At 61.9% G+C, this 16,509-nt stretch carries 20 protein-coding genes; 1 reads left to right on the forward strand and 19 read right to left on the reverse strand.

The genetic code is table 11. The features are described from left to right. Window positions 1-7: 7 nt before the first annotated feature. The 3 genes from DK391_RS12255 to DK391_RS12265 form a co-directional block, all read right to left on the reverse strand. Window positions 8-1,390: a cytochrome bc complex cytochrome b subunit gene (locus tag DK391_RS12255; RefSeq protein ID WP_109478271.1), complete on the reverse strand. Its 1,383-nt coding sequence runs from the start codon at window positions 1,388-1,390 to the stop codon at window positions 8-10. Further along, window positions 1,390-2,007 (reverse strand): ubiquinol-cytochrome c reductase iron-sulfur subunit, encoded by a 618-nt coding sequence (gene petA / locus DK391_RS12260; RefSeq protein WP_109478272.1) that lies wholly within the window; start codon window positions 2,005-2,007, stop codon window positions 1,390-1,392. Before petA ends, DK391_RS12255 begins: the two co-directional genes overlap by 1 nt. Window positions 2,008-2,224: 217 nt before the next feature. Beyond that, window positions 2,225-2,971, reverse strand: coding sequence for a Nif3-like dinuclear metal center hexameric protein (locus tag DK391_RS12265; RefSeq protein ID WP_109478273.1), 747 nt, complete (start codon window positions 2,969-2,971; stop codon window positions 2,225-2,227). 19 nt (window positions 2,972-2,990) lie between these two features. On the opposite strand from DK391_RS12265, the gene DK391_RS12270 reads away from it, so the two are divergent. Next, window positions 2,991-4,199: a Do family serine endopeptidase gene (locus DK391_RS12270; protein WP_109478274.1), complete on the forward strand. Its 1,209-nt coding sequence runs from the start codon at window positions 2,991-2,993 to the stop codon at window positions 4,197-4,199. Between the two features lie 91 nt (window positions 4,200-4,290). Here DK391_RS12270 and tatC read toward each other — a convergent pair whose 3' ends face one another. The 16 genes from tatC to murA all read right to left on the reverse strand — a co-directional run bounded on the left by tatC (window position 4,291) and on the right by murA (window position 16,340). Beyond that, a complete protein-coding gene (gene tatC / locus DK391_RS12275) occupies window positions 4,291-5,070 on the reverse strand; it encodes a twin-arginine translocase subunit TatC (protein ID WP_109478275.1) in 780 nt (259 codons plus the stop codon). 42 nt (window positions 5,071-5,112) lie between these two features. Continuing rightward, a complete protein-coding gene (gene tatB, locus DK391_RS12280; RefSeq protein ID WP_109478276.1) occupies window positions 5,113-5,649 on the reverse strand; it encodes a Sec-independent protein translocase protein TatB in 537 nt (178 codons plus the stop codon). A 55-nt stretch (window positions 5,650-5,704) separates the two neighbouring features. Further along, window positions 5,705-5,941 carry a Sec-independent protein translocase subunit TatA gene (tatA, locus tag DK391_RS12285; protein ID WP_109478277.1) on the reverse strand — a complete coding sequence of 79 codons (237 nt, stop codon included), beginning with the start codon at window positions 5,939-5,941 and terminating at the stop codon, window positions 5,705-5,707. Between the two features lie 317 nt (window positions 5,942-6,258). Continuing rightward, entirely contained in the window at window positions 6,259-6,624 is a 366-nt protein-coding gene (locus tag DK391_RS12290; protein ID WP_109478278.1) for a histidine triad nucleotide-binding protein, read from the reverse strand. 46 nt (window positions 6,625-6,670) lie between these two features. After that, window positions 6,671-7,066 carry a hypothetical protein gene (locus DK391_RS12295; RefSeq protein ID WP_109478279.1) on the reverse strand — a complete coding sequence of 132 codons (396 nt, stop codon included), beginning with the start codon at window positions 7,064-7,066 and terminating at the stop codon, window positions 6,671-6,673. A 106-nt stretch (window positions 7,067-7,172) separates the two neighbouring features. Then, window positions 7,173-7,556: a phosphoribosyl-ATP diphosphatase gene (locus DK391_RS12300; RefSeq protein ID WP_109478280.1), complete on the reverse strand. Its 384-nt coding sequence runs from the start codon at window positions 7,554-7,556 to the stop codon at window positions 7,173-7,175. Next, on the reverse strand, window positions 7,553-7,963 hold the full coding sequence (hisI, locus tag DK391_RS12305) for a phosphoribosyl-AMP cyclohydrolase (RefSeq protein ID WP_109478281.1): 411 nt from the start codon (window positions 7,961-7,963) through the stop codon (window positions 7,553-7,555). Before hisI ends, DK391_RS12300 begins: the two co-directional genes overlap by 4 nt. Before the next feature lies 1 nt (window position 7,964). Beyond that, entirely contained in the window at window positions 7,965-8,738 is a 774-nt protein-coding gene (gene hisF / locus DK391_RS12310) for an imidazole glycerol phosphate synthase subunit HisF (protein WP_109478282.1), read from the reverse strand. 153 nt (window positions 8,739-8,891) lie between these two features. Next, window positions 8,892-9,644, reverse strand: a complete 753-nt coding sequence (hisA, locus tag DK391_RS12315; protein ID WP_109478283.1) for a 1-(5-phosphoribosyl)-5-[(5-phosphoribosylamino)methylideneamino]imidazole-4-carboxamide isomerase — start codon at window positions 9,642-9,644, stop codon at window positions 8,892-8,894. 198 nt (window positions 9,645-9,842) lie between these two features. Continuing rightward, entirely contained in the window at window positions 9,843-10,484 is a 642-nt protein-coding gene (gene hisH, locus DK391_RS12320; RefSeq protein WP_109478284.1) for an imidazole glycerol phosphate synthase subunit HisH, read from the reverse strand. Further along, complete coding sequence (locus DK391_RS12325; RefSeq protein ID WP_109478285.1) at window positions 10,481-11,101, reverse strand: MarC family protein; 621 nt, start codon at window positions 11,099-11,101, stop codon at window positions 10,481-10,483. The genes hisH and DK391_RS12325 overlap by 4 nt, the downstream gene beginning before the upstream one ends. A 42-nt stretch (window positions 11,102-11,143) precedes the next feature. After that, window positions 11,144-11,731 carry an imidazoleglycerol-phosphate dehydratase HisB gene (gene hisB, locus DK391_RS12330; protein ID WP_109478286.1) on the reverse strand — a complete coding sequence of 196 codons (588 nt, stop codon included), beginning with the start codon at window positions 11,729-11,731 and terminating at the stop codon, window positions 11,144-11,146. A gap of 51 nt (window positions 11,732-11,782) precedes the next feature. Next, on the reverse strand, window positions 11,783-12,853 hold the full coding sequence (gene hisC, locus DK391_RS12335; protein WP_109478287.1) for a histidinol-phosphate transaminase: 1,071 nt from the start codon (window positions 12,851-12,853) through the stop codon (window positions 11,783-11,785). 152 nt (window positions 12,854-13,005) lie between these two features. Then, window positions 13,006-14,328, reverse strand: coding sequence for a histidinol dehydrogenase (gene hisD / locus DK391_RS12340; RefSeq protein WP_109478288.1), 1,323 nt, complete (start codon window positions 14,326-14,328; stop codon window positions 13,006-13,008). Between the two features lie 54 nt (window positions 14,329-14,382). Continuing rightward, window positions 14,383-15,081 (reverse strand): ATP phosphoribosyltransferase, encoded by a 699-nt coding sequence (hisG, locus tag DK391_RS12345; protein ID WP_109478289.1) that lies wholly within the window; start codon window positions 15,079-15,081, stop codon window positions 14,383-14,385. After that, complete coding sequence (gene murA / locus DK391_RS12350; RefSeq protein WP_162600803.1) at window positions 15,078-16,340, reverse strand: UDP-N-acetylglucosamine 1-carboxyvinyltransferase; 1,263 nt, start codon at window positions 16,338-16,340, stop codon at window positions 15,078-15,080. Before murA ends, hisG begins: the two co-directional genes overlap by 4 nt. Window positions 16,341-16,509 lie beyond the last annotated feature (169 nt).

The raw sequence follows: 16,509 nt of genomic DNA on the forward strand, positions 1-16,509 counted from the left end.
CTCGCGGTTAGTGGGGTTTGAACCGCACTCGTTCGGGCGGCTGCTTGAACGTGCCAAGCGGCGTCCAGAACGGCATGCCGAGGAAAAACGCGAAGTAGACCAGCGCGCAGATCTGCGCAATCAGCGTCGCGGCGGGAGACGGTGGCTTGGTGCCGAGAAACGCCAGCGTCAGAAACGCCAGCACGAAGATCCCGTAGAACACCTTGTGGAAGAACGGCCGGTAGCGGATCGACTTCACCGGCGAACGGTCCAGCCACGGCAGGAAGAACTGCGACACCCCCGCGCTGCCCATCACCACCACACCCCAGAACTTCGACTCGGTGAACGCCATCGCCAGAATCACGAGGATCGCGAGCACGGGCAAGCCGAGCTTCCACTTGCCTCGCGCTCGGATCAGCGCGAACACGCCAAGCAGCCCGATCACGACCATCAGCACGATCTTGAACGGGTCCGTCGTGGCGCGCAGCATCGCGTAGAACGCGGTGAAATACCAGACCGGTGCGATTTCGGGCGGCGTCTGCAGCGGATTGGCCGGAATGAAGTTGTTCGATTCCAGGAAGTAGCCGCCCATTTCCGGCGCGAAGAAGATGATCGCCGCGAAAAACATCAGAAACACGCACACGCCCATGAAGTCGTGCACCGAGTAGTACGGATGGAACGGAATGCCGTCGAGCGGGATACCGTTCGCGTCCTTCTTCGCCTTGATCTCGATGCCGTCCGGGTTGTTCGAGCCGACTTCGTGCAGCGCGACGATGTGAGCGACCAGCAGCCCGAGCAGCACCAGCGGAATCGCGATCACGTGGAACGCGAAGAAGCGGTTCAGCGTGACGTCGGAGACCACGTAATCGCCGCGAATCCAAAGCGACAGGTCCGGACCGATGAACGGAATCGCTGAGAACAGGTTCACGATCACCTGTGCGCCCCAGTACGACATCTGGCCCCACGGCAGCAGATAGCCGAAGAACGCCTCGGCCATCAGGCACAGGAAGATCGCGCAGCCGAAGATCCACACCAGTTCGCGTGGCTTGCGATACGAGCCGTACAGCAACCCGCGGAACATATGCAGATACACGACGACGAAGAACATCGACGCGCCCGTGGAGTGCATGTAGCGGATCAGCCAGCCCCACGGCACCTCGCGCATGATGTACTCGACCGATGCGAACGCGAGCGTCGAATCGGGCTTGTAGTTCATCGTCAGGAAAATGCCGGTGACGATCTGGTTGACCAGCACCAGCAGCGCGAGCGAGCCGAAGAAGTACCAGAAGTTGAAGTTCTTCGGCGCGTAGTACTCGGACACATGCGCTTTCCAGGTCGCCGTCATCGGAAAGCGGCGATCGATCCAGCCCACGAGCCCGGTTGTTTCCACCTCTTTCTCGGTCGTCGCCATTACGCTTCTCCTTTCTCGTCCTTGCCGATCACGAGCGTAGTGCCGGTGATCATGTAGGGCGGGATGTCCAGGTTTTGCGGCGCAGGTTTGTTCTTGAAGACGCGGCCGGCCAGGTCATAGGTCGAGCCGTGGCACGGGCAGAGGAAGCCGCCCGGCCAGTCATCAGGGAGATTGGGCTGCGCGCCTTCCTGAAAGCGCGGAGTCGGCGTGCAGCCCAGATGGGTGCACACCGCGACGGCAACAAACAGATTCTTGTGGTCGGGACGGGAACGGAACTCGTTTTTCGTATAGTCCGGCTCGGGCATCGAAAACGGGTTCTTCGTTTCGGGATCGGCGACTTCCTTGTCGGCCTTCTGCACATCGGCCAGCTGCTGATCGGTGCGATTGATGATCCAGACAGGCTTGCCGCGCCAGGCGACCGTCATCATGTCGCCGGGCTTCAGGTTGGAGATATCGACTTCGACGGGCGCGCCCGCCGCTTTGGCTTTTTCGGATGGTGCAAACGAACTAACAAAGGGTACGACGGTGGCGACTCCTCCGATGCCACCTGCTACGGTCGTCGCAATCAGCCAGCTACGGCGGCTTCCATCGACGCGTTCATCTTCCTTGTCTCGCATCACACGCCCCACTTCTGAGTTGGATTTTTCCTTCGTCGGGTCTACCGCCGCTAGTTTGCTCGAATGGAGTCGCCATTTACAAGGGCCGAGTACCAAAAAGCGTGCGAAGTCCTTGATAAATCAGGGTTTCCCCGCACGCATCGCAAACCGTTTTACGGCTTTTATTAAGTATTTCCTCCGTTTTTCAATCCTTTTTCTTGCGTAATGCTGCCGATATTCAAACTGGATTATGAATATCGATAAACAGGTGTTCCAGCTCGAACTGCTCGGACAGATGCGTGCCCAGCGCCTGGATACCGTAACGTTCGGTCGCATGGTGGCCGGCCGAGATGAACGCGACGCCGCTTTCCGCCGACATATGCGTGATCGGCTCGGAGATTTCGCCCGTCAGATAGACGTCGGCGCCCGCTTCGATGGCGGCCTCGAAATAGCCTTGCGCGGCGCCCGTGCACCACGCGACGCGGCGCAGCTGCTTGTCGGGGTCGCCCAGCACGAGCGGCGTACGCCCTAGCGTCTGCTCGACTTCCGCGCTGAAGTGCGCGAGCGTGATCGACATGGGCAAGCTGCTCATCCAGCCGATGTCGTTCTCACCGAACCGGCCATCCGGAATCAGGCCGAATTTCGCGCCGAGTTGCGCGTTGTTGCCGTAGATGGGGTGATCGTCGAGCGGCAGATGGAAGGCGAACAGGTTCAGATCGTTCGCGAGCAGCGCCTTCAGACGCTGATATTTGCGTCCCGTGATCTGAGGCGCCTCGTTGCGCCAGAAGTAGCCGTGATGCACGAGCACGGCGTCGGCGCCCCACTCCAGCGCGGCTTCCAGAAAGGCCAGCGACGCCGTTACGCCGGTAGCGATTTTCTCGATCTTGCGCCGCCCTTCGACTTGCAGACCATTCGGGCAATAGTCCTTGAAGCGCGAAGTTTCAAGGAGATTGTTCAAGTACAATTCGAGTTCGATCCGATCCATATACACCTCTAATTTTCAGATGCTCAGACGCTTTTGGCTGTTCTTCGCCCAGGCGGTGACCGTGCTGCTGGCGCTGATGTTCATCATTGCGACCCTCAAACCGCAGTGGCTGCAACGTCAAGGGCAGTTCGGCAAGCAGCTGGCCGAGCCGATCGTCGCGCTCCGAGAGGTAGCCCCCGGAATCGGCAGCGGCGGCACCGCCCAGAATTCCTACGCCGACGCGGCACAGAACGCGATGCCCGCCGGCGGCAACGTGTGCTCCAGCACGGACGGCTCGCTGCCGCCCGACCCGCGCGCCAAAGACCCGCTGTTCCGCTACTTCTTCGGCGACAAGAACAAAAAGCAGCAGGAGCAACCCGCGGCCACCCTTGGCTCAGGGGTTATCGTGAGTTCGGAAGGTTACATTCTAACGAACCAGCATGTCGTCGATGGCGCCGATCAGATCGAAATCGCGCTTGCCGATGGCCGCACCACGAACGCAAAGGTGATCGGCGTCGATCCGGAAACGGATCTGGCCGTGCTCAAGGTCAACATGACGAACCTGCCGACCATCACGCTCGGCCGCATGGACCAGACGCGCGTCGGCGACGTGGTGCTCGCAATCGGTAATCCGTTCGGCGTAGGCCAGACGGTGACGATGGGTATCGTCAGCGCGCTCGGCCGCAATCACCTCGGCATCAATACCTTCGAAAACTTCATCCAGACAGATGCGCCGATCAATCCCGGCAACTCGGGCGGCGCGCTGGTCGATGTGAACGGCAATCTGCTCGGCATCAATACGGCCATTTATTCGCGTTCGGGCGGCTCGCTCGGTATCGGCTTCGCGATTCCTGTTTCGACGGCGCGTAGCGTGCTGGAAAGCATCATCACGACGGGTACGGTGACGCGCGGCTGGATCGGCGTCGAGCCGCAGGACGTGACGCCGGAAATCGCCGAATCGTTCGGGCTGGAGCAGAAGTCGGGCGCGATCGTCGCGGGCGTGCTCAAGGGCGGACCGGCCGACAAGGCGGGCATCAAGCCGGGCGACATTCTGGTGTCGGTGAACGGCCAGGACATCACCGATACGACGCGCCTCCTGAACGTGATCGCGCAGATCAAGCCGGGCACCGATGCCAAGGTGCATCTGGTGCGCAAGAACAAGGAAATGGATCTGACGGTGATGATCGGCAAACGCCCGCCGCCGCCCAAACAGCCTACCGATGAAGGCGATGATGACGACGGCGGTTGAGCGTTAAGAGCAGCCAGATCGCATAGGGCAAACAAAAAGGGCAGTCTCCGACGGAGCACTGCCCTTTTTTATGTCCGCCTCGCTAGCCGATTCAACTTGCCGCGTTGCCTTCGTTCTCCGGCGCCGTCACCGGCTTGCTGACAAACAGCCGCGCCGCGATGATGCCCGCCTCATACAGCACGATCAGCGGGATCGCGAGAATCAGCTGCGAGAACACGTCCGGCGGCGTCACCACCGCCGAGATCACGAACGCGCCAACGATCACATACGGCCGGATTTCCTTGAGCTTCTTGATGGTCAGCACGTTCATCCGCACCAGCAGCACGACGACGATCGGCACTTCGAACGTCACGCCAAAGGCGAGGAACATCGTCAGTACGAAACTCAGGTAATTGTCGATATCCGTCGTCATTTCCGCGCCAAGCGGCGCGTTGTAATGCGCCATCACGCGGAAAATGGTCGGGAACACCACGAAATAAGCGAACGCCATGCCGCACAGGAACAGCGTATAGCTGCTGCCGACCAGCGGCCCGACCAGTTTCTTCTCGTGCTGATACAACCCCGGCGCGACGAATGCCCAGATCTGGTACAGCACGAATGGCAGCGCGATCACGAAGGCGACGAGCATCGTCACCTTCATCGGCACGAAGAACGAGCCGGTGACGTCGGTGACGATCATCTTGCCGTCCTTCGGCAGGTTGTTCATCAGCGGACGCGCGAGCAGCCGGAAGATGTCGGGCGCCCAGTAAACGAGCCCGACGAACACAATGATCACCGAAATGCCCGCGCGGATAATGCGATCGCGCAGTTCGACGAGATGCGAGATGAAGGTCTCTTCCGTACCTTCAGTTTGATTTTGGGGGTCGCTCACACCGGCCCTCGGTTAGAGATTGATGCGCGGGACATCGGACGTTCAGAAAAAGCGTGTCGGCCGACGCAGGCTGACGGGCGTATGCCGTGCGACACGGGCCGCGCCCGATTGCACGCGGGTGCGCCGCAACGTGGCGCGCTTGTACCAGTTCGGCGTGGCCGTCTGCTTCACGCGCCAGTTCTTGCGTTTCGGCGCGCCGGCGTCGGCGCTGCGCCACGACGTGCCGCCTGTCATCAGCGAATCGGTTGCGAGACTTTCCGTCGCGCCGCTCGCGATACTCGGCGACACCGACGTGCCTTGCGACCACGCCTCGTTCAGTTCCGTTTCGTGCTTGCGCAGATTGTCGTGAATCGAGGTTTCGACGTTTTGCGCCGCCGATTCGAACTCGGTCTTCATGCGGCGCAATTCGTCGAGTTCGATCTCACGCGTGACTTCGGATTTCACGTCGTTGATATAGCGTTGCGCGCGGCCGAACAGCGCGCCCGCCGTGCGGGCCACGCGCGGCAAGCGCTCAGGGCCGAGCACGACCAGCGCGACCACGCCGATCAACGCCATCTTGGTCAAACCGAGGTCCAGCATGGATAGGGCTTCCCGTCAGTGCGCGCGTGTCAGCGCAAGCTCGGCTGGCGCCGGATTAGCGGGAATCGCCGGAATGCGGCGCCTTTTCCTTCGCGTCGACATCAACGGTGTTCGTGCGCGAAATCTGGTCGCGCGGCTGCCCTTCGGGCGTTTCGCCGTCCTTCATGCCTTCCTTGAAGCCCTTCACCGCGCCACCCAGATCAGTACCGATATTGCGCAGCTTCTTCGTACCGAACACCAGAGCGACGATCAGCAGAACGATCAGCCAATGCCAAATACTCAACGAACCCATAAAAATCTCCTTAACCCCCACCGTCGTGCCTTGCGACGGCAACTGTGCGCCTTGCGGCCTGAATCGAAGCGCGTCTCGCGGATACGCCCCGTCTGCATAACTACCGCCGACGCCTGCTTATTGCGTCAGCTCCGCAGTCCCATTATGACCATGTCTGCGAGTCGCTGTCGTTACATCCCTACATAAAGTAACGATGTCGTCGTGACGGACCCGCCATTGTGCGTAGTCAAAAAGCCGATGCGGTGAATCTTTGTCGATGGACGCCACGTTCATCTCGAAAATATTCGTGACTACGGCGCATCGTGAACGCCTGGCGCTCAGCCCATCCTCAGCCACGGACGCGGACCTGCCAGCAGATGCGCGTGCAGGTGATACACCTCCTGCCCGCCGCCCGGCCCCGTATTGACGACCGTACGGAAACCCGTCTCTCCGCCCGTGTAGGCGACGCCCAGCTGATCGGCCAGACGCGCGACCAATATCAGCATCTTACCAAGCAGGGCGGAATCGGCCTCGGTACAGTTCGAGAGCGTCGCGATGTGCTTGCGAGGGATCACCAGCACGTGGGTTTCGGCCGCCGGACGGATGTCGCGAAACGCGACGAAGTCTTCGTCTTCGTGGACTTTGGTCGACGGAATCTCGCCCGCGGCGATCTTGCAGAAAAGGCAGTTCGGATCGTGGCTCATGGTCTTGTTGGACGGCAAACGCGGCGAACGCCTCATGCGGCGCAGGTTAAAACCAGCCGCGCGGATTGGTGAACGGCTTGTTGTCGTACAGGTACAGCCAGCCTTTGATGATACGGTACAACGTCCAGATCGCGACAGCCCACAGGATCGGCACGCCGATCAGCACGATGAAGAGCGCCACGCCGATCAGATGCCCGACGAGGCCCAGCCAGAACGTGCGGATCTGCCAGTCGAAATGCGCTTCGTACGGCGTGCCGACGGTCTCCGCCCGCTTGATGTAGTTGATGATGATCGCGACCAGCACCGAGATGCCGCCCGTCAGCCAGTACACGGCGTAAAGCGCGTAGATGATGTGCGTCAGCGTGCGCAGGCTGCGCTGGCGGTCGATTTCGATTGCGCTCTGATACGACGGTGGCGGATAACCGCCATGCGACTGTTCCATGCTTGCGTCCTCCTCGAGGGTGCGAATGGATACGTTGCTACGCTGGTGTCAGATCTCTCGTCGCTGTTTGTCTTTTTACGCACGCTGCTTGCCGCGCTTCGGCGGCTCAGTCGCCGTTCTGCTCGCGGTCGCGGCTCTTGCGCAAGGCCTTCTCCTCGATGCCCGACAAGCCTTCGCGGCGCTCGAGTTCGGCGAGCACGTCAGCGGGATTCAGGTCGAAGTGCGACAGCATCACGAGGCAATGAAACCACAGATCGGCCACTTCGCCGACCAGCGCCTTGCGCTCCGCGCCCAGGCGCACGTCCTTCGCGGCCAGCACGACTTCCGTGGCTTCCTCGCCGATCTTCTTCAGCACCGCGTCATCGCCCTTGTGGAACAGGCGCGATACGTACGAAGTCTCGGGATCGCCGCCCTTGCGGCTGTCGATCACGGCCGCGAGGCGCCGCAGCGTATCGTTGGTCGAGTTGGTCGATTGCGAATCTTGCGTCATTTGTAGATATGTTCGGGGTCTTTCAGCACGGGATCGACGGCAACCCAGTTGCCGGAATCGGTCGAGCCTTCGAATTTCTGGAAAAAGCACGAATGCCGGCCGGTGTGGCACGCGATGCCGGACACCTGCTCGACCTTCAGCAGCACGACGTCTTCGTCGCAATCGAGCCGCACTTCATGCACATGCTGCACGTGGCCCGATTCCTCGCCCTTGAACCACAGGCGCTGGCGCGAGCGCGAGAAGTACACCGCGCGGCCCGTTTCGATCGTCTTCGACAGTGCTTCGCGGTTCATCCACGCGAACATCAGCACGTCGTTGGTCGATGCTTCCTGCGCGATCACGGGCACGAGGCCGTTCGCGTCCCACTTCACCTTGTCGAGCCAGCCGACTTCAGACGGATTGACCACGTTACAACCTCACCGAGATGCCCTGATCGGCCATGAAGCGCTTGCACTCGCCGACCGTGTGCTCACCATAGTGGAAGATGCTTGCAGCCAGCACGGCGTCCGCACGGCCATCCGTGATGCCATCGGCCAGGTGCTGCAACGAACCGACGCCGCCCGACGCGATCACGGGAATCGGCACGGCATCCGACACCGCACGCGTGAGCGCAATGTCGAACCCGCTCTTCGTGCCGTCGCGGTCCATGCTGGTCAGCAGGATTTCACCGGCACCGAGTTCGGCCATCTTGCGCGCCCATTCGACGGCATCCAGCCCTGTGTTCTTGCGTCCGCCATGCGTGAAGACTTCCCAGCGCGGCGCTTCGCCCTCGGCGGATACGCGCTTCGCATCGATCGCGACGACAATGCATTGCGAGCCGTATTTGTCGGTCGAATCACGCACCAGTTGCGGATTCGCCACCGCCGACGAATTCATGCTGACCTTGTCCGCGCCCGCGTTCAAGAGGCGCCGCACGTCTTCGACCGCGCGCACGCCGCCGCCGACCGTCAGCGGAATGAACACCTGCGAAGCCACCGCTTCGATGATGGGGAGAATCAGATCGCGCTGATCGGACGTAGCGGTGATGTCGAGGAACGTGAGTTCGTCGGCGCCCTGCTCGTCGTAGCGGCGCGCGATTTCGACGGGATCGCCCGCGTCGCGCAGTTCGACGAAGTTGACGCCCTTGACCACGCGGCCAGCCGTGACGTCCAGACAGGGAATGATGCGTTTAGCTAAAGCCATGATCTTGCCAAGTTCTTGCCAATACCGCTGGTGAGGCCGCTCGCCCGTGCGTCATGGGTGGGAGAACGGCGCAGGGCCGGCACGCCGGATGCCGCGCAAGGCGCGCGCCTGAGCTAAACGTCAGCGGCGCGCCATGCGCAGACCAACCGATGCTCAGGCGTCGTCGGATTCGCGCAAGCGGTCCGCGTGCGTTTGCGCCGCGGCAAAGTCGAGGTCGCCCGAATAGATCGCGCGGCCACAGATCACGCCTTCGATCCCTTCGTTTTCCACTTCGCACAGCGCTTCGATATCGCCCATGTTCGACAGGCCACCGCTCGCGATCACGGGAATCTTCATCGAGCGCGCGAGGCGTACCGTCGCTTCGATGTTGATGCCCTGAAGCATGCCGTCGCGGCCGATGTCCGTGTAGATGATCGACTCGCAGCCGTAGTCCTCGAACTTGCGCGCGAGATCCACCACTTCGTGGCCGGTCCGCTTGCTCCAGCCGTCGGTGGCGACCTTGCCGTCCTTCGCGTCGAGGCCGACGATGATATGGCCGCCGAACGCCGTGCACGCTTCGAGCAGGAAGCCCGGGTTTTTCACCGCCGCCGTGCCGATGATCACGTATTCGAGGCCGTCATCCAGATAGCGTTCGATCGTGTTCAGATCGCGGATACCGCCGCCCAGCTGCACGGGGATCTCGCCGCCCACTTCTTCGATGATCGCGCGAATCGCTTCTTCGTTCTTCGGCTTGCCGGCGAACGCGCCATTCAGGTCGACGAGGTGCAGGCGACGCGCGCCGCGGTCGACCCAATGTCGGGCCATTACCGCCGGTTCCTCGTGGAAAATCGTCGCCTGGTCCATATCGCCTTGTTTGAGGCGTACACACTGACCGTCTTTCAGGTCGATGGCGGGGATCAGCAGCATAGCAATCGGGTGTTGTCTGGGAGAAAAGTTGAAGTTCGGCTGGCGGGAAATCCGGCTGCGGCCCGCGCCAGGCCGTTCCGCTAGTTTAGTACATGTCTTTCGGCGACCTTGCCAATGGGCTTCGGGTGCGCATGCACCTGAATGAGGCAACAGGACGGGACGGAGAACATGGACGCTTAGAGACGCTGACGAAAAAGATCAGGGATTCCAGTGCACGAAGTTGCGATACACGCGCAGGCCCGCGTCGGCGCTCTTTTCCGGATGGAATTGGGTCGCGAAAATGTTATCCCGCGCCACCGCCGAGGTAAAGGGCACACCGTACACGGTTTCACCCGAGGTATGTGCAGCGTTTTCCGGCACGACGTAATAGCTGTGCACGAAATAGAAGAACGCGTTGTCCGCGACGCCATCCCACAGCGGGTGAGCCTGCGCCTGACGCACGCGGTTCCAGCCCATCTGCGGGACCTTGAAGCGCGAGCCGTCGTCCTGCAACTGGCCTTCGAGATCGAAGCGCACCACCTTGCCGGGCAACAGGCCGAGGCCGTTCGTGTCGCCTTCCGCGCTCCAGTCGAACAGCATCTGCTCGCCGACGCACACGCCCATCAGCGGCTTCATGCGCGATGCTTCAATCACCGCTTCCTGCAAGCCGGATTCACCGAGCGAACGCATGCAGTCGGGCATCGCGCCCTGTCCGGGCAGCACCACGCGGTCTGCCGCACGAATGGCTTCGGGCTTGTCGACGATCGCCACGTCCGCTTCCGGCGCAGCTTTCTTCAACGCCTGGGCGACCGAACGCAGGTTGCCCATTCCGTAATCCACAATCGCAATCGAAGTTTTCATTTCAAGTTAGGCAGCAACGCCTTCAATCCGTTGACGATGAACTCCACCGCCAGCGCCGACAACATCAAACCCATCAACCGCGTGCCGATGTTGATTCCCGTCCGACCGACCCAGCGGGCAATCGGTTCAGCAAGACTCAACGACCCGAAGCAGAGCGCTGCAATCACAGCACCAATAGCGATCAGACTAATCCGGTCGTACCAGTGAGGATAGCTGGCCGAATAGACTAGGACAGTACTGATAGAGCCCGGTCCCGTCAGCAGCGGAATCGCCAGCGGCACGACAGCGATGTTGTCCTTCATCTCGGCTTCGTGCCGTTCCTCGGGCGTCGAGCGTGCGTTACCGACCTGCGCATTCAGCATGCTGATCGACATCAGCAGCATGATGATGCCGCCGCCGACTTCGAGCGCACCGATCGAAATGCCGAAAAAACGGATGATCTGCTGTCCGATCAGCGTCGACACCGCGATCACGCAGAACACCGAAATGGATGCGACACGGATCGTGCGCCGCTGTTCAGCGGACGACTGCTGCGACGTCAGGCTCAGAAAGAACGGTATCGCGCCCACCGGGTTGATCAACGCCAGCAGCGAAATAAACGACTTGATGATGTCCATCTCAAGCCGGCCGCGCGATGCGCGCCGGTTCCGTTGGGTCGCTTAGAGGCTGCCTTTGGTCGACGGAATCTGCCCCGCCGCGCGCTCGTCCAGTTCGACGGCCATGCGGATTGCACGGCCGAACGCCTTGAACACCGTTTCCATCTGATGATGCGCGTTCAGGCCACGCAGGTTGTCGATATGCAGCGTCACGCCTGCATGGTTCACGAAACCGCGGAAAAATTCGATGGAGAGATCGACGTCGAACGTGCCGATGCGTGCGCGCGTGAACGGCACATGGAATTCGAGGCCCGGACGGCCGGAAAAGTCGATCACGACGCGCGACAGCGCTTCGTCGAGCGGCACGTACGAATGACCGTAACGGCGAATGCCCTTCTTGTCGCCGACTGCCTTTGCGATAGCCTGACCGAGCGTGATGCCGACGTCTTCGACGGTATGGTGATCGTCGATCTGCGTATCGCCATGCGCTTCGATGTCCAGATCGATCAGCCCGTGACGGGCGATCTGATCAAGCATGTGATCAAGAAACGGCACACCCGTAGCCAGCCTTTGCTGACCGGTGCCGTCCAGATTGATCTTCACACGGATCTGCGTTTCGCTGGTGTTGCGAACGACTTCCGCAAGGCGCATGGCAATTCCTCGAATCTGACTTAAAAAGTGGGGGTTGTGAATGGTGCTGAATCAGTTCAGCACGAGTTTCAGTGCGGCGAGCATTTGCGCGTTCTCTTCCGGCGAACCGACCGTCAAACGCACGCAATTCGCGAGCAATGGGTGCATTTTACTCACGTTTTTGATCAAAACCCGCGATGTGAGCAGGGTTTCGAACGTCGCCGATGCATCGGGCACACGCACGAGCAGGAAATTACCGGCGCTCGGGAACACTTCTGCGCCCGGCAGCGCGGCCACTGCTGCGGCCAGTTTCGCGCGTTCGTCGCGCAATTGCGCGGCCTGGGCGTCGAGCACGTCGATACGATCGAGCAGGAAATCGGCCGTTGCCTGCGTCAGCACGTTGATGTTGTACGGCGGACGCACCTTGTCGAATTCGTTGATCCATTCCGTGCGGCCCGCCATGTAGCCGAGGCGGATACCCGCGAGACCCAGCTTCGACACCGTACGCATCACGACGACATTGTCGAACTCGCCCGCGCGCGGCATCCAGCTTTGCTGTGCGAACGGCTGATACGCTTCGTCGATCACGACAAGGCTGCTGCTCGCGGTCGCGATGATGCGCTCCATGTCGGCCGTATCGAACAGCGTGCCCGTCGGGTTATTCGGAAACGCGAGATAGACGACCGCCGGCTTGTGTTCCGCAATCGCTGCGAGCATCGCGTCCACGTCCAGCGTGAAATCCGCCTTCAGCGGCACGCCGACGAATTCCATGTTCGCGAGCTTCGCGGACATCGCGTACATCACGAAGCCCGGCACAGGCGCCAGCACCTTCGCGCCCGGCGTCGCGCACGCCATCGAGATCATGCTGATCAGTGCGTCCGAGCCGTTGCCGAGCAGCACTTCGCAGTTCGCCGGCACGTTCATCACGCGCTTGAGCTTGTCGAGCAGCGCCTGCGGACGCGGCGCCGGATAGCGGTTCAGCGCGACGCCCGCCAGATGCTCGCCGAGTTCCGCAGCCAGCGCTTCGGGCAGCGGAAACGGGTTCTCCATTGCATCGAGCTTTACGAGGCCGGTTGCGTCGGCAACGGGGTAGCTCGTCATCGCGAGCACGTCGCGGCGGATGATGTCTTGAGGTGTCGTCATGGCCTGGAGTGCGTCCGCCTTCTGTCAGGCAGAAGCGCAATAGGGGCGGCCGTGCGGCCGTCCCGGGTTGATTTCTCTGTTTTCGTCGATCCGGAAGCCGTCTCGAATTCAGCGCGGATCTTGTCCGCGTGAAACGGCTATCCGCCGCAAGGTCAGCCCGTGTGCTTCATCCGGTATTCTGCGCTGCGCGCATGCGCCTGCAGACCTTCGCCATAAGCGAGTTCGGCGGCAATTTCACCGAGCGTCTGCGCGCCGTCCGCGCTCACTTCGATCAGGCTCGAGCGCTTGAAGAAATCATAGACGCCGAGCGGCGACGAAAAACGTGCGGTACGAGACGTAGGCAGCACGTGATTCGGCCCGGCGCAGTAATCGCCGAGACTTTCGCTTGTGTAGCGGCCAAGGAAAATCGCGCCTGCGTGACGGATCTGCTGCGACCACTGCTGCGGCTCCAGCGCGGAAATTTCGAGGTGCTCGGGCGCGATGTCGTTGGCGATTGCGCACGCTTCGGCCATGTCGCGCACCTTGACGAGCGCGCCGCGGCCTTCGAGCGACGCCTGGATCACGTCGCGGCGCGGCATCGACGGCAGCAGTTCGTTGATCGCGTCATGCACGCGCGCGATGAAGCCGTCGTCCGGACACAGCAAGATGGATTGCGCGAGTTCATCGTGCTCGGCTTGCGAGAACAGATCCATCGCCACCCAGCGCGGATCGGTCGTGCCGTCGCACAGCACGAGAATTTCCGACGGCCCGGCAATCATGTCGATGCCGACCGTGCCGAACACGCGACGCTTCGCCGAAGCCACATACGCATTGCCCGGCCCGCAAATCTTGTCGACAGCGGGAATGCTCTGCGTGCCATACGCGAGCGCGCCAACTGCCTGCGCGCCGCCAATCGTGAACACGCGATCGACGCCACCCAGCAGCGCCGCTGCCAGCACCAGCGGGTTCTTCACGCCGTCCGGCGTCGGCACGACCATGACGATTTCACGCACACCGGCCACACGCGCCGGAATCGCGTTCATCAGCACCGACGACGGATACGCCGCTTTGCCGCCCGGCACATAGATGCCCGCGCGATCGAGCGGCGTCACCTTCTGGCCGAGCACGGTGCCATCGGCTTCCGTGTACTGCCAGCTATGGCTGCCACATTCGATCTTCTGCTTCTCGTGATAGCCGCGCACGCGCGCCGCTGCCGCTTCGAGCGCCGCGCGGCGCTTCGGCTCCAGCCCTTCCAGCGCAGCTTCGAGTTCCGACATCGGCAGTTCGAGCGCGGCCACGCTACTGGCGCTCAGGCGGTCGAAACGGTTCGTGTAGTCGAGCACGGCAGCATCGCCGCGCGCCTTCACGTCGGCCAGAATCTGCGCGACCGAGCGTTCGATCGCTTCGTCTTCGCTCGCCTCGAACGCGAGCACCGCATGCAGCGACTTGCGGAAATCTTCAGTGCTGGAATCGAGTTTGCGAATCTTGATAGACATGCTGGTATCCGTTTCGATAAGGCGCGCGAGTCAGACCTGAGTGTGAACCGTGCGTCAGGCCGCTGCGTCGGTACGTTGCGACGCGCGTTCGAACGCGTCGAGAATGGGTGCCAGCGCGGCACGCTTCAGCTTCAGCGCCGCCTGGTTCACCACGAGGCGCGACGAGATCTGCATGATCTCTTCCACCTCGACGAGATTGTTGGCGCGCAGCGTGCCACCCGAGCTGACCAGGTCGACGATCGCGTCGGCCAGGCCCACGAGCGGCGCGAGTTCCATCGATCCATACAGCTTGATCAGATCGACGTGCACGCCTTTCGATGCGAAATGCTCGCGCGCCGTCTGCACGTACTTCGTCGCGACGCGCAGACGCGCGCCCTGGCGCACCGCGCTCGCGTAATCGAAGCCCGCCGCCACGGCCACCGACATCCGGCAACGCGCGATATCGAGATCGATCGGCTGATACAGGCCGCTCCCGCCGTGCTCGATCAGCACGTCCTTGCCCGCGACGCCGAAATCGGCCGCACCGTATTCGACGTAGGTCGGCACATCCGTCGCGCGCACGACGATCACGCGCACGTTCGGGTCATTGGTCGGCAGGATCAGCTTGCGCGACGTTTCCGGGTCTTCCGTCACTTCGATGCCCGCTGCCGCGAGCAGCGGCACCGTTTCCTCGAAGATACGCCCCTTCGACAACGCGAGCGTCAGCGGCTTGCTGGCCGCTGGCGACGACGACGTTTGCGGCAATTCGCTCATGCCTGATTACCCTTGATGCGGCGCACGTTCGCGCCGACTGCCGTGAGTTTCGATTCCATCCGGTCGTAGCCGCGATCGAGGTGATAGATACGGTCGATCAGCGTTTCGCCGTCGGCGCACAGACCCGCGATCACGAGACTCGCCGACGCGCGCAGATCGGTTGCCATCACCTTCGCGCCCGACAGCTTCTCGACGCCGTTCACCAGCGCCGTCTTGCCGTCGATCGTGATGCTCGCGCCGAGACGGTTCAGTTCCTGCACGTGCATGAAGCGGTTTTCGAAGATCGTTTCGACCACTTGCGACGTGCCGTCAGCCAGCGTGTTGAGCGCCATGAACTGCGCCTGCATGTCGGTCGGGAACGCCGGGTATTCCGACGTGCGGAACGACACAGCCTTCGGACGCTGGTTCATGCGCACGCGCATCCAGTCGTCACCTTCTTCGATCGTCACGCCCGCTTCGCGCAGCTTGTCGGTCACGGCTTCGAGAATCTGCGGACGCACATGGCGCAACGTCACATCGCCGCCCGCCGCCGCAACCGCGCACAGGAACGTGCCCGCTTCGATACGATCCGGCACGACTGTGTGCTTCGCGCCGTGCAGCTTGTCGACGCCCTGAATCACGAGACGATCCGTACCGATACCGTCGATCTTCGCGCCCATCGACACCAGCAGATTGGCCAGATCACCCACTTCCGGCTCGCGCGCGGCGTTTTCGATGACCGTTTCGCCTTCCGCCAGCACAGCCGCCATCAGCAGGTTTTCGGTGCCCGTGACGGTGATCATGTCGGTGATGATGCGCGCGCCCTTCAGACGCTTCGCGCGCGCTTCGATAAAGCCGTGCTCGATGTTGATCTCGGCGCCCATCGCCTGCAGGCCCTTGATGTGCTGATCCACCGGACGCGCACCGATCGCGCAGCCGCCCGGCAACGACACCTTCGCCTCGCCGAAACGCGCGACGAGCGGGCCGAGCACGAGAATCGACGCGCGCATCGTCTTCACAAGTTCGTACGGCGCGACGAGGTTATCGACCTTCGACGCGTCGAGCATCACCTTGCCGTCCGCGCTTTCCGTGCGCACGCCCATCTGGCCGAGCAGCTTGAGCGTGGTGCGCACGTCCTGCAGATCGGGCACGTTATCCAGGTGCACCGGCTCCGCGCTCAACAAGCCCGCACAAAGAATCGGCAGCGCCGCATTCTTCGCACCCGAAACAACGATCTCACCAGCGAGCTTTTGCCCGCCTTCAATCACGAGTTTGTCCATGCCTGTTTGTTCCTGATCTGCCCGTCCGCCTGCGGGCGTCTTGTTGTGGGCGGTTGCTGCGGCGCCGTTCGCGGCGTCGCGATTCTCATGTGTAAGTCGCACTAATGTTCCAGCTAATTTGCAGCCACGTCTAAAGCTTATTGTGCAGCTTGTTGTTCCGCTCTTCCTG

Source organism: Paraburkholderia sp. C35, assembly GCF_003121405.1.
GTDB lineage: Bacteria > Pseudomonadota > Gammaproteobacteria > Burkholderiales > Burkholderiaceae > Paraburkholderia.

Coding starts and splice junctions, on each gene's coding strand:
- DK391_RS12255 (WP_109478271.1), bottom strand. CDS start 1,390: ATGGCGACGACCGAGAAAGAGGTGGAAACAACCGGGCTCGTGGGCTGG.
- petA (WP_109478272.1), bottom strand. CDS start 2,007: ATGCGAGACAAGGAAGATGAACGCGTCGATGGAAGCCGCCGTAGCTGG.
- DK391_RS12265 (WP_109478273.1), bottom strand. CDS start 2,971: ATGGATCGGATCGAACTCGAATTGTACTTGAACAATCTCCTTGAAACT.
- DK391_RS12270 (WP_109478274.1), top strand. CDS start 2,991: ATGCTCAGACGCTTTTGGCTGTTCTTCGCCCAGGCGGTGACCGTGCTG.
- tatB (WP_109478276.1), bottom strand. CDS start 5,649: ATGCTGGACCTCGGTTTGACCAAGATGGCGTTGATCGGCGTGGTCGCG.
- tatA (WP_109478277.1), bottom strand. CDS start 5,941: ATGGGTTCGTTGAGTATTTGGCATTGGCTGATCGTTCTGCTGATCGTC.
- DK391_RS12290 (WP_109478278.1), bottom strand. CDS start 6,624: ATGAGCCACGATCCGAACTGCCTTTTCTGCAAGATCGCCGCGGGCGAG.
- DK391_RS12295 (WP_109478279.1), bottom strand. CDS start 7,066: ATGGAACAGTCGCATGGCGGTTATCCGCCACCGTCGTATCAGAGCGCA.
- DK391_RS12300 (WP_109478280.1), bottom strand. CDS start 7,556: ATGACGCAAGATTCGCAATCGACCAACTCGACCAACGATACGCTGCGG.
- hisF (WP_109478282.1), bottom strand. CDS start 8,738: ATGGCTTTAGCTAAACGCATCATTCCCTGTCTGGACGTCACGGCTGGC.
- hisA (WP_109478283.1), bottom strand. CDS start 9,644: ATGCTGCTGATCCCCGCCATCGACCTGAAAGACGGTCAGTGTGTACGC.
- hisH (WP_109478284.1), bottom strand. CDS start 10,484: ATGAAAACTTCGATTGCGATTGTGGATTACGGAATGGGCAACCTGCGT.
- DK391_RS12325 (WP_109478285.1), bottom strand. CDS start 11,101: ATGGACATCATCAAGTCGTTTATTTCGCTGCTGGCGTTGATCAACCCG.
- hisB (WP_109478286.1), bottom strand. CDS start 11,731: ATGCGCCTTGCGGAAGTCGTTCGCAACACCAGCGAAACGCAGATCCGT.
- hisC (WP_109478287.1), bottom strand. CDS start 12,853: ATGACGACACCTCAAGACATCATCCGCCGCGACGTGCTCGCGATGACG.
- hisD (WP_109478288.1), bottom strand. CDS start 14,328: ATGTCTATCAAGATTCGCAAACTCGATTCCAGCACTGAAGATTTCCGC.
- hisG (WP_109478289.1), bottom strand. CDS start 15,081: ATGAGCGAATTGCCGCAAACGTCGTCGTCGCCAGCGGCCAGCAAGCCG.
- murA (WP_162600803.1), bottom strand. CDS start 16,340: ATGGACAAACTCGTGATTGAAGGCGGGCAAAAGCTCGCTGGTGAGATC.